Here is a 24,109-nt window from a genome sequence, read left to right as displayed (position 1 = left end):
CTCCGGCTTACCTCGGCCTTAACCTACGGTGTCGTAACCTACGAACCCGTAGGTACACCTCCGTCCCCCTGGAGCACCCGTGTCGATCACCTCCCCGCACCTCGGCAGTTCGGAAGCGTGGACAGACGCCCGACTGCTGTTCGCCCTGGAAGAGGTGGTGGAGAAGGAACTCAACCGCCACCTCAAGGTCGCCAAGGACTGGATGCCGCACGAGTACGTGCCCTGGTCGGACGGCCGTAACTTCCCCGGCTTCTTCGAGGACGGCGAGGAGTGGCGGGCGGACCAGTCCAAGGTGACCGAGGTCGGCAAGATCGCGCTCGTGGTCAACCTGCTCACCGAGGACAACCTCCCCAGCTACCACCACGAGATCGCCACGCTCTTCGGCCGCAACGGCGCCTGGGGCACCTGGGTGCACCGCTGGACCGCGGAGGAGGGGCGGCACGGCATCGTGATGCGCGACTACCTGCTCGCCTCGCGCGCGGTGGACCCGGACAAGCTGGAGCAGTTCCGGATGGCGCACATGGCGGAGGGGTACGAGTCCGACAACGCGCACTCGATGCTGCACTCCGTCGCGTACGTGGCGTTCCAGGAGCTGGCCACCCGCGTCTCGCACCGCAACACCGGCCACCAGTCGGGCGATCCGGTCTGCGACCGGATGCTGGCGCGGATCTCCACCGACGAGAACCTGCACATGGTCTTCTACCGCAACCTGCTCGGCGCCGCCTTCGAGATCGCCCCGGACCTGACCATGCGGTCGGTCCGCGACGTGGTCGTCGATTTCCGGATGCCCGGTCACGGCATGCCCGGCTTCGAGCGCGCCGCCGCGCAGATGGCCATCGGCGAGATCTACAACATGCGGATCCACCACGACGACGTGATCCAGCCGGTGCTGCGCTACCTGAAGGTCATGGACATAAGCGGGCTCGGCCCGGAGGGGCTGAAGGCGCAGGAGGAGCTGGGCCTGTACATGAACGGTCTGGACTCCGAGGCGAGCAAGTTCGACGAGAAGCTCGCCGCCCGCAAGGCGCGGATGGCCGCGCGCGCGGCCGGCTGACGCACGGCCCGACGCGCACGGCCTGACGCGCGCGGGCCGACGCGCGCGGGCCGACGCCCCGGGCCGAGGACCACAACGGCCGCCCCCGCGCAACTCCCGTACCGGACCGCTCCCCAGCGGTACGGGAGAGCCCGGCGGGCGGCCCTACCGCGCGGCTCAGTTCGCGGTGCGGCGCAGGTTCTGCCGTTCCTTCTCGGAGAGTCCGCCCCAGACGCCGAAGCGCTCGTCGTGGGTGAGGGCGTACTGCAGGCAGGCGATCCGGCCCTCGCAGGCGCCGCAGAGCCGCTTCGCCTCACGGGTCGACGACCCGGGGGCGGGGAAGAAGAACTCGGGCCCGGTCTGGGCACACAACGCGCTCTCCTGCCAGGAGAGTTCGTCCTTCACGCGGGCGCCGCCCGTAAGGTCGGCGGTCGCGCGGTCGATCGGTGCGGTGGTGCTGGCGGTGACGTTGATCGGCATACCCGTCACCTTGCCGGAGCCCGATAAACAAGTGATTGACGAACCGTCAACGACGGGGTCCCGCCCGGCTGTTCAGGCGTCCCGTCGGGCGCCCTCCATGAGCGCGAACCGCGCTCCGTAAGGGTCGCTCAGCTTCGCGAACCGGCCGACGCCCTCGATGTCGGTCGCCCCGACCCTGATCCCACCGCCCAGTTCGCGCGCCGCCGTAACAGTAGCCTCGCAGTCCGTCACGGCGAAATAGAGCAGCCAGTACGGCGCGCCGCCGGATTCGGCCGGGTCGGCGCCGAGCGGAACGAATCCGCCGAACATGCCCTCGGGGCCCTGACCTGCCGGGTTGACCATGCGGTACGTGCCGCTGCCGTCCGGCAGCGGCACGCTGAGCGCCTGCCAGCCGAAAACGGCGCCGTAGAAGGCGTACGCGACGTCCTCGTCGGAGGCGTACAGCTCGGTCCAGCAGAAGCCGCCGGGGCTGTTGACCACGTCAAGTCCCGCGTTCGTACCCGGCTGCCAGAGCGAGAAGCCCGCGCCGCCCGGGTCGGCGCACACCGCCGTCCTGCCGAGGTCGGCGACGTCCCTCGGCCCGTCCGCCACCGAGCCGCCGCGTCGCCTCACCGCCTCGGCCGTGGCCTCGGCGTCGGGCGTCGCGAAATACAGCGACCAGGACGGCGGCGCCCGCCCCGGATCCACCTCCATGGCGCCGGCCACGGTGCCCGCGCCCTGCCGGAAGAAGCCGTACCCGCCCGCGCCCGGTCCGGCGGGCGGGTACTCCCAGCCGAACAGGGCGCGGTAGAACGCGGCGGCGCCCACCAGGTCCGGGGTGTGCAGGTCGACCCAGATGGGGGCGCCGACGGCGTAGGGGGTGATGAGCATGGCGTGCTCCTCGGCTCGGCCCCCGCTGACGCGGTCCCCGGCTCCCAGTCTCCTCCCTCTGCTCGGCGAGCGCACACGCGCTAATGCCCCGCGTGCGCTCCGGCGCCGGACGCGCTCCCGCCGGACGCGCTCCCGCCGGAACCGGCGGTGCCGGGTGACGCGGCGGTGTGGTGCGGGTGGTCCGGGTCGTACCCCGGGATCGTGCCGTCCGCTTTGGCGATCAGCAGCAGGCCGGCCATGCCCATGTCCGAGTGGCTCTGGACGTGGCAGTGGTACATCCAGGCGCCCGCGCCGCCGCGCTCGCCCGCGATGATCTGGAAGCCGAAGGAGTCGGCCGGTCCCGTGATCTTGTTGTCGATCACCCGGCTGGGATCGTCGGGGCCGGTGAGCAGGCCCGTTCTGTTGTCCGCCCAGCGATGACCGTGGACATGGAACGTGTGGTAGAACTCGCCGTGCGTGATCATGACGATCTCGATCCGGTCCCCCACGGTGGCCTTGAAGTCGGGGCTCTCGGCTGCGGGCTTGTTGTTGATCGTCATGTCGTTGAAGACGATGGTGAACTGCTTGTCCGGCAGGATGTCGCCCTTCCTGCGGACGATGACGGGCCCGTAGAGCCCCTTGCGGATGCCGCCCGTGCCGTGGTCCGTGCCGACGACGTGGTCGTGGTAGTGCCAGTACCCCGCGCTGCCCGGCTGCCAGGTGCCGTCCGCGCGCGGGCCCGGGGCGTGGGTGCGCCAGGTGTAGGTGCGGGTGGCGCCGGGTTCGACGTGGCTCTTGTTCATCCGCGTGCCGTCGTTGGCGATGTCGTAGTCGACTCCGTGGACGTGCAGGCTGACCGGGACGTCCGTCGTGTTCTCGAACTCGATGTGGACGGTGTCGCCCTCGTTCAGCTCGATCGGCGGGCCGGGGATGGACGCCTTGCCGCGCTCGAAGCCGTAGCCCATCTGGCCGTTCGGCAGGGTCTCGGCGTACATCGTCAGGCGGCGCACCTGGCCGCCCGCCGGGGCCGTTCTGGGCGGGGTGTCCGCCGCGCGCGCGGCCGGGGCCGAGGCCGACGCGACGGACAGCGAGGTGATGCCGGTCGCGGCGACCGCTCCTCCTGCCAGCAGCCTCCGGTTGAAGCTCCGTCTGTCCATGGCCATAAACGAACTCCCCAGTGCCGTACGGAGTATTCGGGGCGCATGAGACCCCGGGGACGGCCACACGGTAGACCAGGGCACTTGGTTTATCCACACTCAGGACAAAGTTGGTGCGATTGCGGTCGTACCTATTGGCGAGTTGGCGAAAGAGGTCTAGCTTCAGGCGCTGTTGCTATGACCAACTGTTGCTGTGACCAAAGAGAGGTGGGTGAACAGATGCAGCGCGCACCACGTCACCGGTCGAGATCGCCTCGATCCAGACGTGCCATGGCCGCGGGTCTGGTGGCCGGCACGATGGCGGCTTCTCTGCTCGGCGGTACTCCCGCCACGGCCAAACCGTATCCGGAACCGGCTTCGACAACGTTGTCCCTTCCCTCGCCGCCGGGCGGTGAGGACGTCAAGGTGCTGGTCTTCCACGCCTCGGCGACCGAGGAGTCGCCGGTCGTCAACGCCGGCATCGAGGCCATCGAGTCGATCGGCCTGAGCGGGCCGTCGGCCGGACGGTTCAAGACCGAGGCCACGGCGAACGGTTCGGTCTTCACCAACGCCGACAAGCTCGGCACGTACAACGCGATCGTCTTCCTCACCGGCGGCGGCGATGTGCTCGACCCGGAGCAGGAAGCGGGCCTGGAGGCGTACGTCAAGGCAGGCGGCGGGTTCCTCGGCATCCACGAGGCCGCCCGTACCGAGCCGTACTCCGACTGGTTCACCGGGCTGATCGGAGCCCGGCCGACCGGCGCCCCGAGCACCGTCCAGCGCGCCACCGTGGAGGTCGGCGACCGGATCCATCCGGCGACCAAGAGCCTTCCGCAGGAGTGGAAGCGGCCCGACAAGTGGTTCAACTGGGCCGACAACCCCACCGGCAAGGTGCACACGGTGGCCCGGGTCAGGGAGAACACGTACAAGCCCGTGACCGGCGCCAACGGGGCGGACCACCCGATCTCCTGGTGCCGTGACTACGACGGCGGCCGGTCCTTCTACACCGGCATGGGCGGCACCGCCGACGCGTACGCGGAGACCGACTTCCGCGACCACCTGCGCGGCGCCCTCCAGTGGACCACCCGGATCTCCGCCGCCGACTGCAAGGCGACCATCGACGCCAACTACAAGGCGGAGCGCGTCACCCAGCCCAACCAGCCGGGCGAGCAGGACCAGATCGGCGAGCCGCACGGCCTGGTCACCGCGCCCGACGGACGGGTGCTGTACATCGGCCGCGGCGGCGGCGACAACAGCGACCCGGTGGTGACCGACTGGAACGACCCGGACGTGGGCAAGGGCACCGGGCAGATCCATGTCTACGACCCGCTGACCAAGAAGGTGACGCTCGCCGGAGCGCTGACGATCTTCGGTAACAAGGGCGGCGGCGACGAGCTGGTCAAGGTCGAGGAAGGGCTGCTCGGCATCGAGCTGGACCCGGCCTTCCAGTCCAACGGCTGGATCTATCTGCACTACACCCCGCACTCGGGGCTGGACCGCGACAAGCGGATCGCCGAGCGGCGCGTCTCCCGGTTCACCCTGAACCGCACGACGTACAAGCTCGACCTGGCCTCCGAGAAGGTCCTGCTCAAGTGGCCCGTACAGGTCCACAGCTGCTGCCACGCGGGCGGCGGGATGGCCTTCGACTCCAAGGGCGACCTGTACATCGCCACGGGCGACAACAACTCGTCCCAGTTCAGCGACGGCTACTCGGGCAACAACCCGCAACCGGCCTACAAGGGCGTCTCGTTCGCCGACGCGCGCCGGACGGCGGGCAACACCAACAACCTCAACGGCAAGATCCTGCGCATCCACCCGGAGCCCGACGGGACGGCCACCCTCCCCGAGGGGAACCTCTTCACGGGCAAGGAGCAGGCCGAGGGCGGCGGCAAGACCCGCGGCGAGATCTATGTGATGGGGGTGCGCAACCCGTCCCGTATCTCGATCGACAAGAAGACCGACACGCTGTACGCGGGCTGGGTCGGCCCCGACGCGGGCGCGCCGTCCACCACCTGGGGCCCCGCCAAGTACGAGTCGTTCTCGGCGATCACCAAGCCGGGCAACTACGGCTGGCCGTTCTGCATGGGCAACAACCAGCCCTACCGGGACCGCAATCTGCCCGACCCGACCAAGCCGCTGGGCTGGTACGACTGCAACGCCCCGAAGAACGAGTCCCCCAACAACAACGGTCTGGTGAACCTGCCGCCCGTCACGCCCTCCAACATCTGGTACTCGCCGCAGGGCGGCGGTCCTGACTTCCCGCGCGACGCCAACGGCGTCCCCAGCTACCAGGCGAGCCAGGGCACCTTCCTGCTGCCGTGGCTCAAGGGCGGCGGCCAGGCGGCCATGGACGGCCCGGTCTACCGCTACGACGAACGGAGCACCAGCACGGAGAAGTGGCCCGCGTACTGGGACGGCAAGTGGTTCGTCGGTGACTTCTACGACGCGGACAACCCGCGTCACGCGGTGCTGACCGACCCGAAGACCATGGCCAAGGGCGGCCTGCCGACCTCCGCGGAGTCGCTGAAGAAGATCATTCCGGTCGGTCAGGGCGGCATCCGCAACCTGATGGACTGGAAGTTCGCCCCGGACGGCTCCCTGTACGTCCTCGACTACGGGCGCGGCTTCTTCACCTCCGACTCCCAGTCCGCGCTGTGGCGTGTGACGTACAAGGGCGGCGCGCCGACCCCGGCCGCCAAGGACCTGGTCAGGAAGGCGGACTAGTGAGACAGCGCTTGAGAAATAGGCCCGCGCACCGGGCCCTTCGCCTGTGGACGGCCCTGCTGGGCGCGCTGGTGATGGTGCTCGGGCTGACCTCCACCGCCGCGTACGGCAGCGGCGGCGACCGCAGCGGCGGGCAGCCCGCGGACGCGAACGAGAAGGTGGCCGCGGCCCAGGTGCTCACCTGGACCGCCGGGGACCCGATCGACCACTATCTGACCGCCCCCACCACGGCCGAGGCCGGTCCCGCGACGCTCGTCTTCGAGAACAGCGAGGCCACCGGCAACACCCTCGGCATGCCGCACACGCTCACCTTCGACACCTCCGACTCCGCCTACAACAACGACGTCCAGGTGAACATCCTGGCCAACCCCGGTGACAGCAACGGCGGCAAGTACAGCGTCGAGGTCAATCTGACCCCCGGCACCTACCGCTACCACTGCGTCATCCCGGGCCACGGCCAGATGTCCGGCACCCTCACCGTCACCGAGGCGGGCGGCGGCGACGACACCACGGCGCCGGAGACCTCGGCCGAGGTGACCGGGCAGAAGAACGCCGACGGCGCGTACGTCGGCTCCGCGACGGTGACCGTGTCGGCGACCGACGAGGGCTCGGGCGTGGCGACGACCGAGTACGCGATCGGCGCGGACGGCGAGTGGCAGCCGTACACCACGCCGGTGGTCATCGACCAGGTCGGTGAGCACACGGTCCGTTACCGGGCGACCGACAAGGCCGGCAACGTGGCGCAGGAGAAGTCGGTGGCCTTCACCGTCGTCGCCCCGTCGAGCGACGACACCACACCGCCGGAGACCTCGGCGACGGTCAGCGGCGAGCAGGACGGCGACGGCGACTACCTGTCGATGGCGACGGTCACCATCACCGCCTCGGACACCGGTTCGGGCGTCAACACCATCGAGTACGCGCTCGGCGCCGACGGCGCCTGGCAGCCGTACACCGCTCCGGTGATGGTGCACGAGCTGGGGGCGCACACCGTCCGCTACCGCGCGACGGACAAGGCGGGCAACATGGCGCCGGCCAAGACGGTGTCCTTCACCGTCGTGGCCCCGCCGGTGAAGGACACCACACCGCCGGTGACGGGGGTGACGGTCACGGGTGACAAGAACTCCAACGGCGCGTTCATCACCAGCGCCAAGGTGACCCTCACCGCGACCGACTCCGAGTCGGGCGTGGACAGGATCGAGTACTCCCTGGACAGCGGCCCCTACCTCGCCTACACCGCCCCTGTGATCGTCGACCGGGTCGGCTACCACGCGCTCTCCTACCGGGCCACCGACAAGGCCGGCAACACCGCGCAGGCGAAGCAGGTGTCGTTCACCATCGCGCAGAGCGGCGGTGTACCGGCGCCCAACTGCCCCGAGTTCGACGAGCGGCTGACGGTGTTCGTCGGCACGGTCGACACGGGCGTGCCGAACCGGCTCACCCGCAACCGGTGCACGATCAACGAGTTGATCGAGGACGAGAAGGAGTGGACCTCGCAGGCCCTCTTCCTCAAGCACGTCGGCTCCGTGCTCGACAAGCTCCTCTTCGACAACGTCATCGACGAGCGCGAGTTCGACAAGATCACCAAGGCCGCCACCGACTCGAAGATCGGCACCCCGGGTCAGACCGAGGGCTACCGTGACCTCTTCGACGGCACGGCTCCGTCCCTCGCCAAGTGGGAGCAGGTCGGCGGCGGGGCGTTCGCGCTCTCCGACGACGGCGCCATCACCAGCAGCACCACGGTCGACGGCATGGGCATGCTGTGGTTCCCGCAGCGCAAGTACGGTGACTTCTCGCTGAAGCTCCAGTTCCGCGACGACGCCCCGGGCAACGGCAACGCCAACGGCGGTGTCTTCGTCCGCTTCCCGTACGTCCACGACCACCCCGAGGAGTCCCGGCCCGAGTGGGTCGCCATCAACTACGGCCACGAGATCCAGATCCTCGACAAGCCGGACGGCGACCTCTACAAGACCGGCTCGGTCTACGGCTTCGACCGCGTGGGTCTGGGCGGCGCGGGAGTCACCCCGAAGGGCACCTGGAACGACTACGAGATCCGGGTGGTCGGCCAGCACTACGAGATCCTGCGCAACGGGGTCCTGATCAACGAGTTCGACAACGTCGGCGGTCAGGAGTTCTACCCGGCACGCGCGGGTGACCCGGGCACGGACGGCCGGCGCTACGCCACCGGCTATGTCGGGCTCCAGGTGCACGGCGTGACGGACGTCATCTCGTACCGCAACGTGCGCATCAAGGAGCTGTAGCGGCCGAGCGACTCCGCACGGGCCACGTTCAGCGCCACTGTGCCCCTTCCCCCGGCCGGGGAAGGGGCACACGCGTCGTCCGTGGCCGCGCCGGGTCCGGTCGTCGGTCACGGGATCGGGCCGCGCCGGGACCTGACCGGGGACGGTTCCCGCCNNGGCGGGAACCGTCCCCGGTCAGCCCGTGGCGAGCGCCGTCGTGGGGGACACCCGTGCCGCCCGCATCGCCGGGTAGAGCCCGGCGACGGCTCCGATGACCAGGGTGCCCGCGGCACCGCCCAGCATGACGGCCGTCGGCAGCACCGGCGGCCAGCCCCGGTGTTCGGCGTATCCCGTGGTGATCAGCAGCCCGAGCACGGCGCCGCCACAGCCGCCGAGCCCGGAGAGCACGAGGGACTCCACGAAGAACTGGTTGCGTATCTGGCCCCGAGTCGCCCCGAGGGCCCTGCGCAGCCCGATCTCACCGCGCCGCTCCAGGACCGCGATGACCATCGTGTTCGCCACGCCGATGCCGCCCACCAGCAGGGCTACGGCGCCGATGCCGAGCAGCAGCCCGGTGAATGCCTCGTCGGCGGCGAGCTTCGCGGTGAGCGCGTCCGAGGGGCGGGCCACCCGTACGGCGTCGGGCTGTCGCGGGTTGACCGTACGGGCCAGGAGACTCCGTACGTCCCGCACCGCGTTCTCCTCGGCGCGGACGTAGACGGCCGTGGGATGGCCGTCGAAGCCCAGCGTCCGCCGCGCCGCCGCGAAGCCGACGAGCGCGGCGCTGTTCAGCTCGGGCGCGAGGACCACCGGTTCGAGGATTCCGATGACGGTGAAGTCATGGCCGCCGATCCGTATCCGGACGTCGGGATCCGCCCGTACGACCCCCAGTCTGCGGGCGGTCGCGGAGCCGAGCACCACGGCCGGATAGCCGCCGGTGGCCGGGTTGAGCCAGGTGCCGCTGGACAGGTCCGTCCCGAGCGTGGCCGGCAGGTCGGGCTGGACCGCGAAGACCTCCAGCGCGTTGGTCTCCTCCTCGGGGATCAGATCGGAGCGGTACACCTTGGCGTCGACCTTGCCGACGGCGCCGGCACCGGTCACGGCGGGCAGCCGCCGCACCATCCCGGTCGCCTCGGTGGGCAGCTTCGTCTCCGCCCCGGTCAGGGACTCCCCCGCTTCGGCGTACAGCAGGTTGGTGCCCAGCGTGTCGAGGGTGGCGCGCAGCTCGGCGCGGCTGGAGGTGGAGATGCCCACCACGGCCACCATGGCGGCGATTCCGATGGAGATGCCCGCCGCCGAGAGGACCGCTCGCAGCGGCTTCGCGCGCAGCCCGGACAGGCTCACCCGCAGGACGTCGAGCGGTCCGAGTCCGGCGGGGCGCAGGTCGGGACGGGCCACGGGGCGCTTCGGTGTCATCTCCATCGGGCCGCCTCCTGAGCGGTAGCGGTACGGGGTTCGGCGTCGCGGGTGTCCTCGGAGATCCGCCCGTCGCGCATGACCACCCGGCGCGGCAGCCGGGCGGCGAGATCCCGGTCGTGCGTGATGACGACCACGGTGGTGCCCTCGGCGTTCAGCTCCCGCAGCAGTTCGACCACGCGCGCCCCCGAGGCCGTGTCGAGCGAGCCGGTGGGCTCGTCCGCGAGCAGCAGCGAGGGCGAACCGGCGACCGCGCGGGCCAGCGCGACCCGTTGGCGCTCGCCGCCGGACAGTTCGTGCGGGCGGTGCCCCAGCCGGTGTCCGAGGCCGACCCGGCGCAGACTGGCGGCGGCGGCCACGGTTCTGGCCCGCCGGGACAGCCCCCGGTACAGGAGGCCCTCCGCGACATTGTCGACCGCGCTGATTCCGGGGGTGAGGAAGAACTGCTGGAAGACGAAGCCGATGTGCGCCGCACGGAGCGCCGACAGCGACCGGTCGGACAGTCCCTCGACCGGGTATCCGGCGATGCGTACCCGCCCGCGGGTCGGCCGGTCCAAGGTGCCCATCAGATGGAGCAGGGTGGACTTGCCCGATCCCGACGGGCCGACCACGGCGACGAGTTCACCGGGCAGCACCCGGAGGGACAGATCGCGGACGGCGTACACCGGCGGGGTACCCGGGTAGCCGCGCGTCACCGCGGTGAGTTCGACCACCGGCTCGACCACCGGCTCGGCGCCCGGCCCGCCGCCCGGCCCGCCGCCCGGCTCGGCGCCCGGCCCGGCGCCCGGCCCTGCTGGCGCGTTCACAGGGTGGGTATCCCGACCTTGAGTCCCTCGCGGACGCCCGTCCCCGACACCTCGACCCGGCCGCCGCTGAACAGGCCGGTGGTGACCGGCAGCAGCCGGGTGGTGCCGTCGGCCGCCACGGTCTGGACGCCGTAGCCCCCTTCCCCCACCGCGAGCAGCGCGGCCACGGGCACGGTCAGCACATCGCGGTGCCGCTCGCTCTCCGCTTTGACGCGGACCGGGGAGTACGTGAGAGAGCCCGCCGCCTTCCGGTCCAGGAGCGTGATCCGTACCGTCACCGTCCGTCCACCGTCCTTCTGTCCTTCGCCCCCGTCCTCCTCCCCCTTGCCGCCGCCACCCACCACCGTCCCCACCGAGGCGACCCTGCCGGTCGCCTCCCCGTCGCGGCCGGGGATGGTGACGCTCACCTTCCTGCCGACGGGCAGCAGCGGCCGCTGGGCCATGGTGGCCTTGACCGTCACGGCGATGCCCGCCCTGGTGGTGGCGAGCACGGGGCTGCCGCCGCGCGCCTCGTCGCCCGGCCTGCGGTCGGCCGCGCCCGCCCGGACGGCCTCCGGGGCGAACAGGACACGGCCGAGGTCGAGTTCTCCGGTACGGGGCAGGCCGAGGGTGCGCTGCCAGCGTCTCACCGCGTAGGCCGTGCCGGGGGTGTAGGTCTCATCGACCGTGAAGCCGGTGTAGCCGAGGGCGGCCAGATTGCTCTTCAGCTGGCGCACGTCCTTCCCGTCGGACATGCCGGGCGCGAAGGCGCGGTAGGCCGGGACCTTCCCGTACAGGAGGACGACCGGCTTCTCGTCCAGCCGGTAGAGGACTCCGCCCCGGGAGACCGTCGCCCCCGGGGCGGCCACCCATGTCACCGTGCCGGACAGCCGGTTGGGCAGATACACCTCGTCCGCGTACTCCAGCGTTCCGTCCAGCGTGTCCGACACCACCAGATCCCCGCGGGTCACCGGCGCCGTGGCGGCGGGCGGGGGCTGCGCCGACGGCACACGGTCCGCCCGGTCACGGACCACCACGACGCCCACCGCTCCGGCGGTCAGCACCAGAGCGCACACCACGACCACCCCTCGCCCGCGTCGGCGAGGGCGGTGCGGTGGGTCATCGGGCTCCGCGCGGGGTCGCGCGGCTGCCGCGGTGGCGGCGGCGGCTTCGGCTTCGGCTGCCGCGGTGGCGGCGGCTTCGGCTTCGGCCATGTGCTCGCGCCCGGCCATATGCCCGGCTCCGGCCATATGCCCGGCTCCGGTCCCGGCTCCGGTCCCGGCTCCGGCTCCGGCTCCGGTCCCGGCTCCGGCTTCCGCTCCGGTGACTTCGCTCTTGGCGTCACCCGCGCTTCCGGCCCGGGTCACTGTCCCTCACCGGGAACCGGGCCGGCCTTCGCGTAACACTCCTTCGACGCCTTCTCGTGCGCGGCCTTCTCGCTCTCCTCGATGCTGCTCATCTCGAAGCCCTTGTCGCGCATACAGCTCTCGACCTTGAGGCGCCACACCTTGTGTTCCTCGGTCTCCTTGCCGCCACCGGCCGCGCCGCCACTGCCCCCGCTGCCCTCGTCCAGGAACTGTTTGCAGGCGTTCCGGGCCTTGTCGATCTTCGCCTGGTCCTGGCTCTCGGTGACCTGGATGGAGACGTTCCCGTTCGCCTCCGGATCGTCCACCTTCAGGCCGTTGTCACGCAGACACCGGACGAACCTGAGGACGTCGGCGCCGGGGTCACCGGTGCCGGGCTGGTCCGCCGGGTCGCCGGCCGATGTCCTGCCGTCACCGGGCGCGTCCCCGTCCTTCCCACCGGGCCCGCAGGCCGACAGCAGAAGCAGAGGAAGCAACGCCGCGGCAGCGGAAAGCGCCAGCCGGCCTAATGGATCGCGTTTCACATGATCTCCCTTGATCTCCCTTGTCCAACGCCCCCGAAAATGAGCGCCGCCGCTTCATCCATGATGCCGGGACCACCATGGGGATCGCTCAAAGGATCATTACATTCGGCTGAGAATAAACGGAGCGGTAAATTCCCGCACAGAGTTCGAGCGTCAGTGCCATCCGGATGGCACTGACGCTCGAATCAATGTTCTGTTCTCACGCCCCGCTTCAGGGACGCGCGGCGAAAAGGATCAGCCGCCGATCGAACCGCCCCAGACCGCAGAGGTGCCGGCGGGGCAGGTCAGCGTGTGATTCCAGGTGCCGTAGTAATAGGTCCCGAAGGTGTACCGCAGCCCGTTGGAGCAGTCCACGTAGACCCGGTAGCCGTTGCCGCTGCAGGTCATGTAGAAGTTCCTGCCGGAGGCCGAGCCGTTCCAACAGGACGCCTGGATGGCGTTGGCCCCCTTGCTCACCGCCGCGCTACCGGCCGCCTTGCCGAGCGACTTCCCGGCCACTTCGGCCTTGACGGTCTGCCCCTGCTCCGCCCGCGAGGAGGCGACCTGCCCGTCCGTCGGCGCCGCGCTCGCCGCGGGCGCGAGGAATACCCCGCCGCCGAGCGTCAGCATGGCACCGGCACCGACGAGGCCCAGAGTTCTGCGGATCTTCATCTTTTCCCCCATTCAACGTCCTTGCTGAATCCGTGCACTCAATGAGCGAGCGGCTCGATTCTTGCCAGGGATCGTGAACGTGTCAATTTTCATCTTCTGCTCATGAAGTCTCCTTGTACGGCGAATCGGCCATTCCGCCGGATACTCGATCAACGACGGAAATCAGTCCCGAAAATCATCCGACCCCCGGCGACCACGTAATTCGACCAACTGAATGCGTCATTCCCCATAGCTTTCGGCCCGCCACCGAACATTATCGGCCAACATGGCGGGTTGACCTCTGGTTGCACAACCGTGCCACCCGCCCGACGACGGGCCGCGCGGCACCGCCCCTCGGGCCGTCATCGGGGCCACCGCTTCCCACAACCACCGGCAGAATGACGAGGGGAACCCCGTCGCCGAGGCCGAGGGCGGCTTCTTCATCGACGGCGAGGAGATGCCGATCGACATCGGTGACGAGAACGAAAGTCTGTACTGCCCCCAGCAGGTCCTGGTCCGCAACCTCACCGACGTCTTCCTCCGCGACGGCGGCGACCTCCGCTTCGAAGCCGCCGATGTCACCCCGGAGAACCTCACCGGCCCCCGTCCTCTGGTGCGCTACCAGGACGGTACGGGCCGGGCGAGGGCCATCGGCTGCGACAACGACGCCGAGGTCCTCGCGCGCGCCGTCATCCGGCAGGTCCGGCGGGGCGACGCGAGTCTGCTCGACGCGTACTCCGACACCTGCCTGAGCCACGCCTGGAACTACCGGGCCTTCGCCGCGTGGATCACCGAGCTGATGCACAACGCGGGTGACGCCTCGCGGGAGGGAGAGTTCCGCAAGCAGACCGCCCGAGCCGAACTGCGACGCCAGTTCACCTCGCCCGCGGCGAACCGGCTCTTCGGCGAACTCGTCTCCGGGGTGAATTGACGGACCCCGGCCCCGCGGGTCCGCCGCGACGCGCCAAGTCACCGGCCGCGGCTACTCCTCGCGCCGCGCCCGGCTCGGCTGGACCCGCTTGGGCTCCCCCGGCATCTTCGGGTAGTCCGGCGGGTACGGCATGTCGCCGAGACCGTGGTCCCGTTCGTACCGGTCGGCCAGTTCCAGCAGCCCCTCCAGACCGTACGTCTCCTCCCCCATCCCCGCGTGCACGTCGCCGAGTTCGGCGTACCGTACGGGCATGGTCGCCAGGTCGAAGTCGCTCGGTGCCACCTCGTCCAGCTCCGCCCAGCGCAACGGCGCGGAGACCGGGGCGTGCGGGTGGGGGCGTACCGAGTAGGCGCTGGCGATGGTGCGGTCGCGGGCCGTCTGGTTGTAGTCCACGAAAATGCGCTCGCCGCGCTCCTCCTTCCACCACGCGGTGGTCACCCGGCCCGGCATCCGGCGCTCCAGTTCGTGGCCGATGGCGATGGCGCAGCGGCGCACCTCGGTGAAGGTCCAGCGCGGTTCGATGGGGACGAAGACGTGCAGTCCCCGGCCGCCGGAGGTCTTGGGCCAGCCCCGCAGGCCCTGTTCGTCGAGGAAGGCGTGGAGTTCGTGGGCGGCCCGCACCGCGTCGGCGAAGTCGGTGCCCGGTTGCGGGTCGAGGTCGATGCGCAGCTCGTCGGGGTGGTCGGCGCGGCCCCGGCGGACCGGCCAGGGGTGGAAGGTGAGGCAGCCGAGGTTCGCCGCCCAGAGCACGGCGGCCACCTCGGTGGGGCAGATCTCGTCGGCGGAGCGGCCGCTGGGGAAGTCGATGCGGGCGGTGGGGATCCAGTCGGGGAGGTTCTTGGGGGCCCGCTTCTGGAAGAAGGACTCGCCGCCGACGCCCTCGGGGAAGCGTTCGAGGGTGGTCGGCCGGTCGCGCAGGGCGCGGACGATGCCCGGTCCGACGGCCAGGTAGTAGCGGGCGACGTCCAGCTTGGTGAAGCCGCGCTCGGGGAAGTAGACCTTTTCCGGGCTGGACAGCCGTACGCTCCTGCCGCCCGCCTCCAGCTCCACCGCCTGACCCGATGCCATGTGCGCCACGGTAGGCCGGGTGGGCGCGGCGCGCATATCGGGCGGAGCGCGGCGCCTCGCCGCACAATCGGTGCATGGACCTTCCGGTCATGCCTCCCGTCAAGCCCATGCTCGCCAAGTCCGTGTCCCGGATCCCGCCGGGGATGCAGTACGAGGCCAAGTGGGACGGCTTCCGGGCGATCGTGCACCGCGACGGGGACGAGCTGGTGATCGGCAGCAGGACCGGCAAGTCGCTCGCCCGGTACTTCCCCGAGCTGGTGGCGGCGTTGTGCGCGGAGCTGCCCGAGCGGTGCGTGGTGGACGGCGAGATCGTGGTCGTGCACGGGGACCGGCTGGACTTCGAGCTGCTCTCCGAGCGCATCCACCCGGCGAAGTCCCGGGTGGAGCTGCTCGCCGAGCGCACCCCGGCCAGCTTCGTCGCCTTCGATCTGCTCGCCCTCGGGGACGTCTCGCTGCTGCCCGTCCCGCAGGAGCGGCGCAGACAGGCGCTGGAGGCGGTGTTCACGGGCGTACGGGCGCCGGTCCATCTCGCGCCGGCCACCACGGACGCGGAGCTGGCCGCCGAGTGGTTCGAGCGGTTCGAGGGCGCCGGGCTCGACGGGGTGGTGGCCAAGCCGCTCGACCTGCCGTACCGGCCGGACACCCGGTCGATGTACAAGATCAAGCACGAGCGGACAGCGGATGTGGTGGTGGCCGGTTACCGCGTCCACAAGAGCGGCCCCGTGGTGGGCTCGCTGCTGCTCGGTCTCCACGACGCCGACGGTGTCCTCCAGCACGTCGGGGTGTGCGCGGCGTTCTCGATGCGGCGCAGGGCGGAGCTGGCCGAGGAGCTGGAGCCGTGGCGTACGGAGACCGCCGAGGGCCACCCCTGGGCGGCGTGGGCGCAGGAGTCCGCGCACGAGAGCGCCCGGCTGCCGGGCGGGCCGAGCCGCTGGTCGGGGACGAAGGACCTGTCGTGGCTGGCGCTGCGCCCCGAGCGGGTCTGCGAGGTGGCGTACGACCATATGGAGGGCGACCGGTTCCGGCACACCACGCAGTTCCGCCGCTGGCGCCCGGACCGTACGCCGGAGAGCTGCACGTACGCGCAGCTGGAGGAACCGGTCCGCTACGACCTGGCGCAGGTGCTGGACGGGTAGGTCCGAGGTGGCGTCGTCCGCCGCGCGTGCCTGCCGGGCGGCCCCCGGGCGGACGGGCGCCCCGGACCTGCCCGCCCGGCTCCCCCGGAGCACCGCTGACCCGGTGGGGGGAGGCGGGGCACGCGGCGGGTGACGCTCCGGCGCGTGACCGGCGCGCCGGGCCCCGGCGCGTCTAACGTCGCCCCATGCGTGTACTCGTCACCGGAGGCGCGGGCTTCATCGGCTCGCACATCGTCGCGGCTCTCGCCGCGCTCGGCCATCAGCCCGTGGTCCTGGACGCCCTGCTCCCCTCGGCCCATCCCGTACCGCCGTCCCGGCCACCCGGGGTCGAGTGGATCCACGCGGACGTACGGGACGAGGCGGCCGTGGCGGGCGCCCTGCGCGGGGTCGACGCGGTCTGCCACCAGGCGGCGATGGTGGGGCTCGGCAAGGACTTCGCCGACGCGCCCGCCTATGTGGGCTGCAACGACCTGGGCACGGCCTCGCTGCTCGCGGGCATGACGGCGGCGGGCGTGCGGGATCTGGTGCTGGCCGGGTCGATGGTCGTGTACGGCGAGGGACGTTACGACTGCCCGGCGCACGGGCGGGTCGCGCCGGGGCCACGGGCGGCGGCGGATCTGGCGGCCGGCCGGTTCGAGCCCGGCTGCCCGCGCTGCGGCGCCGAGCTGGTGCCGGGGCTGATCGGCGAGGAGGCCGCCGCCGATCCGCGCAACGTGTACGCGGCGACCAAGCTGGCCCAGGAGCACCTGGCGGCGGCCTGGGCGCGGGCCACCGGCGGCCGGGCCGTCTCGCTGCGCTACCACAACGTGTACGGGCCGGGGATGCCGCGCGATACGCCGTACGCGGGCGTCGCGTCGCTCTTCCGCTCCTCGCTGGCGCGCGGCGAGGCGCCCCGGGTCTTCGAGGACGGCGGCCAGCGCCGGGACTTCGTCCACGTAGGGGATGTGGCGGCGGCGAACGCGCTGGCGCTGGCGGCCGTACGGGAGCGGGAGGCGGGCGCGCTCAGCGCGTTCAACACCGGCAGCGGCGACCCGCGCACGGTGGGCGAGATGGCGGCGGCCCTGGCCGCGGCGCACGGCGGTCCCGGCCCGGTGGTCACCGGCGAGTACCGGCTCGGCGACGTCCGGCACATCACGGCGTCGTCGCGGCGGCTGCGGGCGGAGCTGGGCTGGCGGCCCGCCGTCACGTTCGACGCGGGCATGACGGAGTTCGCGCGGGCGGGACAGCGGCCGGTGGCCGCCGGCTGACCTCCGGCCTCCGCGCTGTTGCCGTCCGCCTCTTCCTCTTCTCGTGTCTCCTCTTCTCCTGTCTCCTCTCCCCCCTTCCTCTCCTGCCTTCTTCCGGTGTTCCGTCGCCCCCTCGTCGCCGCTCTACGTCCTCCGTGTCCGCCGCGTCTGCTGTGTCTGCTGTGTCTGCTGTCTCCCTGTCATCCCTCCCTTGTCTGCTTCGGAATTCGGACGGTGCCGGACATGACCCACCCCACCCCCGCCACGGTCGACCTCGTGCTCCCCTGCCTCGACGAGGCCCTCGCCCTGCCCTGGGTGCTGGAGCGCGTCCCGGCCGGATGGCGCGCGATCGTCGTCGACAACGGCTCGTCCGACGGCTCGCCGGAGATCGCCGCCGGGCTCGGCGCCACGGTGGTGCGTGAGGACCGGCGCGGTTTCGGGGCGGCCTGCCACGCCGGACTCCTCGCCGCCGAGGCCGAGTTCGTCTGCTTCTGCGACTGCGACGCGTCCCTGGATCCCGGCCTGCTGCCCGGCTTCGTCGCGGAGGTGGCGGCGGGCCGCGCCGATCTCGTGCTGGGGCGGCGCCGGGCGCGGACCCTGGGTGCCTGGCCGCCGCACGCGCGGGCCGGGAATCTGGCGCTGTCCCGGATGACGTACCGCAGGACCGGGGTGCGGCTGCGCGACCTCGGCCCAATGCGGGCGGCGCGCCGGGAGGCGCTGCTCGGGCTGGGGCTGACCGACCGGCGCAGCGGCTATCCGCTCCAGATGGTCGTACGGGCGGCCGACGCGGGCTGGCGCGTCACCGAGCGGGACGTGCCGTATCTGCCGCGCGCGGGGAAGTCCAAGGTGACCGGCACCTGGCGGGGCACCTGGCAGGCGGTGCGCGACATGCGCGCGGTGCTGGCCGAGGCGCCGGTGCCCCCGTCCGCCGGTCCGGCTCCGGTGGGCGCGGCCGTGGAGCCGTAGGACCGTAAACCCGTCGAATCTTCTCTCACCGGTCTGGCCGCCCCGGCATGCGTACCGCCGTAAGGGGTGTGACGGTGCAGAGATGACGACTGCCGGAGTGACCGCTCCCCCCGCCGCGGCCACCGCGCCGCCCGTACTCGACAAGCGGCAGCGGAACGTCGTCTTCGCCACGATCATGCTCGGCATGCTGCTCGCGGCGCTCGACCAGACGATCGTCGGCACGGCGCTGCCGACGATCGTCTCGGACCTGGGCGGCGCGGCGCACATGTCGTGGGTGGTCACCTCGTATCTGCTCGCCGAGACCGTCGCCACGGTGCTGGTCGGCAAGTTCGGTGACCTCTTCGGCCGGAAGCTGATCTTCCAGATCTCGGCGGTCGTCTTCATCACCGGTTCGTTCCTGTGCGGTCTGGCGACCGACATGACGCTGCTGATCTCCTGGCGCGCGCTCCAGGGCATCGGGGCGGGCGGGCTGATGGTCACGGCGATGGCGCTGATCGCCGATGTCATCCCGCTGCGCGAGCGCGGCAAGTACCAGGGGGCGATCGGCGCGGTCTTCGGTGTCGCCACGGTGGTGGGACCGCTGCTGGGCGGGGTCTTCACGGACAATCTGAGCTGGCGCTGGTGCTTCTACGTCAATGTGCCGATCGCGATCGGCGTGGTGATCGCCGCCGCCCGCACCATCCCGTCCGTCAAGGCGGTGTCGCGGCCCGCCATCGACTATCCGGGCATCGCGCTGGTGGCGGTGGGGGCGAGCGCGCTGATCCTGGCGACGAGCTGGGGCGGCAATCAGTACGCGTGGGGCTCCCCGGTGATCCTGGGGCTCTTCGCGGGCGGCGTCGCGGCGCTGGCGCTGTTCTGCGTGGTGGAGACGCGCGCGGCCGAACCGATGCTGCCGATGCGGCTGTTCCGTACCCCGGTCTTCGCGGTCTGTTCGGTGCTGAGCTTCATCGTGGGGTTCGCGATGCTCGGCGCGATGACGTTCCTGCCGACCTATCTGCAGTACGTCGACGGCGACTCGGCGGTGATCTCCGGGGTCCGTACCCTGCCGATGGTCGTCGGTCTGCTGATCGCCTCGGTCTTCAGCGGCACTGTGGTCAGCAGGACGGGCTCCTACCGGCTGTTCCCGATCGCCGGGTCGCTGGTGATGGCGGTGGGGCTGTATCTGCTGTCGCGGATGGGGCCGGGCTCCGGGGTGTGGCGGGAGTCGGGGGCCATGTTCGTGCTGGGCCTGGGCATCGGGCTGTCCATGCAGGTGCTGACGATCGCCGTGCAGAACACCGTGGACTACGCCGACCTGGGCACGGCGACCTCCGGGGTCACCTTCTTCCGTACGCTGGGCAGCGCCTTCGGCACGGCCGTCTTCGGCACGATCTACGCCAACTCCCTCAAGCCGCGGCTGCGCACCGGCATCGCCGAGGCCGTACGGGCGGCGGGCGCGGGCGCCGATCCGGCGGCCGTCTCGCGCGCGGCGCAGAACCCGCAGGGGCTGCACCGGCTGCCCGCCGCGCAGTCGGGGCCGGTGATCCAGGCGTACGCGGACGCGCTGCACACGGTGTTCCTCGCGACGGTGCCGGTGGCGCTGCTGGGGTTCGTGGTGGCCCTCTTCCTCAAGCAGGTGAAGCTGCGCGACTCGGCGCGGGCCGGCTCCACCGACATGGGCGAGGGGTTCGCCTCGCCGGGCTCGGGCGACTCGGCGCGGCTGCTGGAGCTGTCGGTGGGCAAGATCCTGCGCTCCACGCCCAAGGAGGAGGCGCGCTCCATCCTGGCGGGCAGCGACACGCGGCTGGACGTGGCCGGGGCGTGGGCGGTGATGCAGGTCGAGCTGTTCACCCGGATGGTCGGCCACGCCAGTGCGGGGCTGATCGCGGGGCGGCACCGGATCCCGCCCGAGGTGCTGCTGCCGGTCTTCGACCGGATGGTCGAGGAGGGGTATCTGACCAGGACCGGCAATCTGCTCGCGCATACGGCGGCGGGGCGGCGTGAGGCCGGGGTGATCACGGGGGCGTGGGGGCACTGGCTGTGCGAGCGGCTGGAGGCCGACCTGGGGCGGCCGAGCGGGAGTGAGCTGCGCGACGCCGTGCACGCGATCGCGAAGCGGCTGCTCGCCGAGGATCTGGCGCACGATCTGCCGGGCGGGCACGGGCTGCGGCCCTCGGGGGCGACCCGGGCGGTCGCGCGCTGATCACCCGGGGAAGGTGCCGTCCACGTAGACCCAGGCGCCCTCGTGCCGCTCGAACCGGCTGCGCTCCAGCAGCTCGCCGCCTCGGCCCGCCTCCCGGAAGTGCGCGCGGAACGTGACGGTCCCGGTGGTGTGGAAGGCGCTTCCGTCGGTGGTCTCCAGGATCTCCAGGCCGGTCCAGCGCGTCCCCGGGTCGAGGTCGAGGCGCTCGGGCCGGGTGGCGGGGGCCCAAGTGCGCAGCAGATACGGCGCGTCGAGCACGGCGAAGGCGGTGTAGCGGGAGCGCATCAGCGCCTCGGGGGTCGGCGCGGTGGCGGTACCGGTGTGGAGGCGCCCGCAGCACTCGCCGTACGGGGCGTTCAGGCCGCAGGGGCAGGGCGAGTCGGCGGTGACGGCGCCGCGGGAGGCAGGGACGGTACGGGAGCGGGGGGTACGGGAGGTACGACGGGCCATGGCGCCATTGTCCCCCGCGTCATGCCGTCCCCGGCCCCCTACCCATGTCCGTATCCGTATCCGTGCCCGTGCCCGTACCCGTACCCGTACCCCGCGTCCGGGCCCGCCGTGGACCGGCCGCGGCTCAGTTCCGGGCCCGGTGCCCCAGCCGCGCGGAGAGCGCGCCCGCGCCCTTGACGGCGAGCTGGGCGAGTTCGACTTCGCGCTCGTCGCTCCAGCGAATCATCGGCACGGAGATGGACAGGGCGGCGACCACCCGGCCGACCCGGTCGCGTACCGGCGCGGCCACGCAGCTCACATCGGGGTTGGACTCGCGGTGCTCGACAGCGAAGCCGCGCTCCCTGATGCCGGACAGCTCCGCGCGCAGCGCCTCGGGTTCGGTCACGCTGGCGGGCGTCATCGCGACGAACTCGTGTCCGGACATGCGCAGTTCGAGGTCGTCCTGGGACAGTGAGGCGAGCAGCATCTTGCCGACCGAGGTGCAGTGGGCGGGCAGCCGGCGACCGGCCGCCGAGACCATACGGACCGCGTGGGTGGAGTCCACCTTCGCGATGTAGATGACGTCGGTGTCCTCCAGGATGGCGACGTGGACGGTCTCGTCGCAGGTCTCGGCTATCTCCCGGGCGACGGCCCGGCCCTCGGCGGCGAGGTCGAGCTGCTCGGCGTAGCGGCTGCCGAGCTGGTAGGAGCGCACCCCGAGCCGGTAGCGGCCGGGGCGGCCCGGCACGGGGGCGAGATAGGAGCGGGCCGCGAGCGTGGTGAGCAGCTCGTGCACGGTGGTACGCGGCAATTGGAGTGTGCGGATGACATCGGGCGCGGAGAGCGTGCCGTCGCCCTCCAGGAACAGTTCGAGTATGTCCAGGGCCCGCGTCACCGCGGGGACCAGGCGACCCACGACCGACCACCCACCCCTCTTGTTCGGTACTTCGGCCGTCGGCCGAGATGACGAACACAGGCTAACCGGTGCACTACCCATTGACACCCCTCGGAGAGCCTGAATACCGTCACGCCACGATTTCGAACGTGTGACGAAATTTCGAACGCACCCTAGGGACATCGCCTTGCGCATTACGGGAATCAGCACGCATGTCGTCGGTACGCCCTGGCGTAACCTCACCTACGTCCTGGTCCATACCGACGATGGTCTCACCGGAGTCGGCGAGACGCGGATGCTCGGCAGGACCGACGCGCTCATCGGCTATCTTCGGGAGGCCGAGGCCAACCACATCCAGGGCTCCGACCCGTTCGCGGTCGAGGACCTCGTACGCCGGATGAAGTACGGCGACTACGGGCGGGCCGGCGAGATCGTGATGTCCGGGATCGCGGTCGTCGAGATGGCGTGCTGGGACATCAAGGGCAAGGCGCTGGGCGTGCCGGTGTGGCAGCTGCTGGGCGGCAAGGTCACCGACCGGGTCAAGGCGTACGCCAACGGCTGGTACACCACCGAGCGGACCCCGGACGCGTATCACGCGGCCGCGCGGGGCGTGGTGGCGCGCGGCTACCGGGCCCTGAAGATCGACCCGTTCGGAACCGGCCACTTCGAGCTGGACCGGGCGGCGAGCAACGACGCGGTGGCGCTCATCGAGGCGGTGCGGGACGCGATCGGGCCCGAGGCCGAGCTGATGCTGGAGATGCACGGCCGGTTCAGCCCGTCGACCGCGATCCGGCTGGCCCGTGAGATGGCGCCGTACGCCCCGGCCTGGCTGGAGGAGCCGGTGCCGCCGGAGAACCTCAAGGCGCTGGCGAAGGTGGCCGAGAAGGTGGAGCTGCCGGTGGCCACCGGGGAGCGTATCCACGACCGGATCGAGTTCCGCGAGCTGTTCGAGTCGCAGGCCGCCGACATCATCCAGCCGGACGTCGGCCACATCGGCGGCATCCTGGAGACCAGGAAGCTGGCCGCGACCGCCGAGACGCACTACACGCTGATCGCGCCGCACAATGTCGGCGGTTCGGTGCTGACCGCCGCCAGCCTCCAAGTGGCCGCCTGCACACCGAACTTCAAGATCCTTGAGCACTTCAACGACTTCGCGGACGCGGAGATCAAGAAGGTCGTCAAGGGCGCCCCGCAGGTGGATCCCGAGACCGGCTGCTTCGAGATCTCGCACGCGCCGGGGCTCGGCGTCGAGTTCGATGTGGACGCGGCGGCCGAATTCCCGCAGCAGCGGGCGCGGTTCGACCTGTGGGCCGAGGGCTGGGAGAAGCGCGACCCGAAGGCGGAGCGGTGAGCACTCGCTCCGTCGTCGTCGACCGGCCGGGCGTCCACCGGCTGGTGACGGGCCCCGAGCCGGTGCCGGGTCCGGGAGAGGTACGGGTACGGGTCGCCGCCGCCGGGATCTGTATGAGCGACCGGGAGGTGTACGACGGGCGGCGCGACGCGGCCTATGTGCGCTACCCGGTGACGCCCGGTCACGAGTGGGCCGGGACGGTGGACGCGGTCGGCGAGGGCGTCGGCCGCGAGCTGATCGGCCGCCCCACGGTCGCCGAGGGCTTCCGCGCCTGCGGGGCGTGCGACCGGTGCCGGGAGGGCGAGACCTCGCTGTGCCAGAGCGGGTACGAGGAGACGGGCTTCACGCTGCCCGGCGCCTTCGCCGACCATGTCGTCGTCCCCGCACGGCTCTTGCACCCGCTGGCGGAGGGTGCGGACCTGCGCGCCGCCGCCCTGCTGGAGCCCGCCGCGGTGGTCGCCGCCGCCGTGCGGGCCGGACGGCCCGAGCCGGGCGAGCGGATCGCCGTGGTCGGCGCGGGCACCCTGGGGCTGCTCGCCGTACAGCTGCTCGCCGCCTCCTCCCCCGTCGAGCTGACGGTGATCGACCCGCGGGCCCGACGCGGCGAGCGGGCACGGGAGTTCGGGGCGAGCGGGGCGGGTACACCGGAGGAGGCCGAGGAGCTGCACGGGCGGTTCGACCTGGTCGTGGAGACGGCCGGGGCGCCCGCCACCGCCGCCTCCTCGTGTCTGCTGGCGCGGCGCGGCG

General features: G+C 71.5%; 21 protein-coding genes. 10 read left to right on the top strand and 11 right to left on the bottom strand.

Features of this window, described 5'->3' with window-relative positions; all coding sequences use genetic code 11:
• The first annotated feature begins 79 nt into the window (after positions 1-79).
• The gene (locus tag DVH02_RS03025; RefSeq protein ID WP_114622093.1) at positions 80-1,054 is read left to right on the top strand and encodes an acyl-ACP desaturase; all 975 of its coding nucleotides are present in this window, start codon (positions 80-82) and stop codon (positions 1,052-1,054) included.
• A 156-nt stretch (positions 1,055-1,210) separates the two neighbouring features.
• Here DVH02_RS03025 and DVH02_RS03020 read toward each other — a convergent pair whose 3' ends face one another.
• The 3 genes from DVH02_RS03020 to DVH02_RS03010 form a co-directional block, all read right to left on the bottom strand.
• Positions 1,211-1,513, bottom strand: a complete 303-nt coding sequence (locus DVH02_RS03020; RefSeq protein ID WP_325051322.1) for a WhiB family transcriptional regulator — start codon at positions 1,511-1,513, stop codon at positions 1,211-1,213.
• A 72-nt stretch (positions 1,514-1,585) separates the two neighbouring features.
• A complete protein-coding gene (locus DVH02_RS03015; protein WP_114622092.1) occupies positions 1,586-2,383 on the bottom strand; it encodes a VOC family protein in 798 nt (265 codons plus the stop codon).
• An 80-nt stretch (positions 2,384-2,463) separates the two neighbouring features.
• The gene (locus DVH02_RS03010) at positions 2,464-3,519 is read right to left on the bottom strand and encodes a multicopper oxidase domain-containing protein (protein WP_114622106.1); all 1,056 of its coding nucleotides are present in this window, start codon (positions 3,517-3,519) and stop codon (positions 2,464-2,466) included.
• 219 nt (positions 3,520-3,738) lie between these two features.
• On the opposite strand from DVH02_RS03010, the gene DVH02_RS03005 reads away from it, so the two are divergent.
• Both DVH02_RS03005 and DVH02_RS03000 read left to right on the top strand, forming a co-directional pair.
• Positions 3,739-6,222 carry a ThuA domain-containing protein gene (locus DVH02_RS03005; protein WP_114622091.1) on the top strand — a complete coding sequence of 828 codons (2,484 nt, stop codon included), beginning with the start codon at positions 3,739-3,741 and terminating at the stop codon, positions 6,220-6,222.
• 74 nt (positions 6,223-6,296) lie between these two features.
• Positions 6,297-8,480, top strand: a complete 2,184-nt coding sequence (locus tag DVH02_RS03000; protein ID WP_114622090.1) for an OmpL47-type beta-barrel domain-containing protein — start codon at positions 6,297-6,299, stop codon at positions 8,478-8,480.
• 174 nt (positions 8,481-8,654) lie between these two features.
• On the opposite strand, the gene DVH02_RS02995 is transcribed toward DVH02_RS03000, so the two are convergent.
• The 5 genes from DVH02_RS02995 to DVH02_RS02975 form a co-directional block, all read right to left on the bottom strand.
• Positions 8,655-9,875, bottom strand: coding sequence for an ABC transporter permease (locus tag DVH02_RS02995; protein WP_199566145.1), 1,221 nt, complete (start codon positions 9,873-9,875; stop codon positions 8,655-8,657).
• The gene (locus DVH02_RS02990) at positions 9,872-10,588 is read right to left on the bottom strand and encodes an ABC transporter ATP-binding protein (RefSeq protein WP_114622104.1); all 717 of its coding nucleotides are present in this window, start codon (positions 10,586-10,588) and stop codon (positions 9,872-9,874) included. Before DVH02_RS02990 ends, DVH02_RS02995 begins: the two co-directional genes overlap by 4 nt.
• An 89-nt stretch (positions 10,589-10,677) precedes the next feature.
• Positions 10,678-11,739: a peptidoglycan-binding protein gene (locus DVH02_RS02985; RefSeq protein ID WP_158575834.1), complete on the bottom strand. Its 1,062-nt coding sequence runs from the start codon at positions 11,737-11,739 to the stop codon at positions 10,678-10,680.
• A gap of 284 nt (positions 11,740-12,023) precedes the next feature.
• The gene (locus tag DVH02_RS02980; protein ID WP_114622088.1) at positions 12,024-12,500 is read right to left on the bottom strand and encodes a hypothetical protein; all 477 of its coding nucleotides are present in this window, start codon (positions 12,498-12,500) and stop codon (positions 12,024-12,026) included.
• Positions 12,501-12,782: 282 nt separating this feature from the next.
• Entirely contained in the window at positions 12,783-13,211 is a 429-nt protein-coding gene (locus DVH02_RS02975) for a hypothetical protein (RefSeq protein WP_114622087.1), read from the bottom strand.
• A 424-nt stretch (positions 13,212-13,635) separates the two neighbouring features.
• Here DVH02_RS02975 and DVH02_RS02970 point away from each other — a divergent pair, with 424 nt between their 5' ends.
• Entirely contained in the window at positions 13,636-14,109 is a 474-nt protein-coding gene (locus DVH02_RS02970) for a Rossmann-fold NAD(P)-binding domain-containing protein (protein WP_325051321.1), read from the top strand.
• A gap of 51 nt (positions 14,110-14,160) precedes the next feature.
• On the opposite strand, the gene ligD is transcribed toward DVH02_RS02970, so the two are convergent.
• On the bottom strand, positions 14,161-15,177 hold the full coding sequence (gene ligD / locus DVH02_RS02965) for a non-homologous end-joining DNA ligase (protein ID WP_114622086.1): 1,017 nt from the start codon (positions 15,175-15,177) through the stop codon (positions 14,161-14,163).
• A 74-nt stretch (positions 15,178-15,251) separates the two neighbouring features.
• Here ligD and DVH02_RS02960 point away from each other — a divergent pair, with 74 nt between their 5' ends.
• The 4 genes from DVH02_RS02960 (at position 15,252) to DVH02_RS02945 (ending at position 20,687) form a co-directional block, all read left to right on the top strand.
• Positions 15,252-16,313 (top strand): ATP-dependent DNA ligase, encoded by a 1,062-nt coding sequence (locus DVH02_RS02960; protein ID WP_114622085.1) that lies wholly within the window; start codon positions 15,252-15,254, stop codon positions 16,311-16,313.
• 185 nt (positions 16,314-16,498) lie between these two features.
• Positions 16,499-17,560 carry an NAD-dependent epimerase/dehydratase family protein gene (locus tag DVH02_RS02955; RefSeq protein WP_114622084.1) on the top strand — a complete coding sequence of 354 codons (1,062 nt, stop codon included), beginning with the start codon at positions 16,499-16,501 and terminating at the stop codon, positions 17,558-17,560.
• 222 nt (positions 17,561-17,782) lie between these two features.
• A complete protein-coding gene (locus DVH02_RS02950) occupies positions 17,783-18,505 on the top strand; it encodes a glycosyltransferase family 2 protein (protein WP_114622103.1) in 723 nt (240 codons plus the stop codon).
• Positions 18,506-18,587: 82 nt separating this feature from the next.
• Positions 18,588-20,687: an MDR family MFS transporter gene (locus tag DVH02_RS02945; protein WP_114622083.1), complete on the top strand. Its 2,100-nt coding sequence runs from the start codon at positions 18,588-18,590 to the stop codon at positions 20,685-20,687.
• Here the strand turns inward: DVH02_RS02945 and DVH02_RS02940 are convergent, their stop codons facing one another.
• Together DVH02_RS02940 and DVH02_RS02935 are read right to left on the bottom strand one after the other, a co-directional pair.
• Positions 20,688-21,137, bottom strand: coding sequence for a YchJ family protein (locus DVH02_RS02940; RefSeq protein ID WP_114622082.1), 450 nt, complete (start codon positions 21,135-21,137; stop codon positions 20,688-20,690).
• A gap of 124 nt (positions 21,138-21,261) precedes the next feature.
• Positions 21,262-22,032 (bottom strand): IclR family transcriptional regulator, encoded by a 771-nt coding sequence (locus tag DVH02_RS02935; protein WP_114622081.1) that lies wholly within the window; start codon positions 22,030-22,032, stop codon positions 21,262-21,264.
• Positions 22,033-22,198: 166 nt separating this feature from the next.
• Between DVH02_RS02935 and DVH02_RS02930 the strand changes: the two genes are divergently transcribed.
• Positions 22,199-23,362, top strand: coding sequence for a mandelate racemase/muconate lactonizing enzyme family protein (locus DVH02_RS02930; RefSeq protein ID WP_114622080.1), 1,164 nt, complete (start codon positions 22,199-22,201; stop codon positions 23,360-23,362).
• Positions 23,359-24,109 (top strand): zinc-dependent alcohol dehydrogenase (locus DVH02_RS02925; protein WP_114622079.1); only part of this gene is annotated, 751 nt, incomplete at its 3' end. The genes DVH02_RS02930 and DVH02_RS02925, both read left to right, overlap by 4 nt.

Origin of the sequence: Streptomyces corynorhini (genome assembly GCF_003346515.1) — a bacterium.
In the GTDB taxonomy this organism is placed as follows: domain Bacteria; phylum Actinomycetota; class Actinomycetes; order Streptomycetales; family Streptomycetaceae; genus Streptomyces; species Streptomyces corynorhini.
This window is presented reverse-complemented; position numbering and strand designations above follow the sequence as displayed.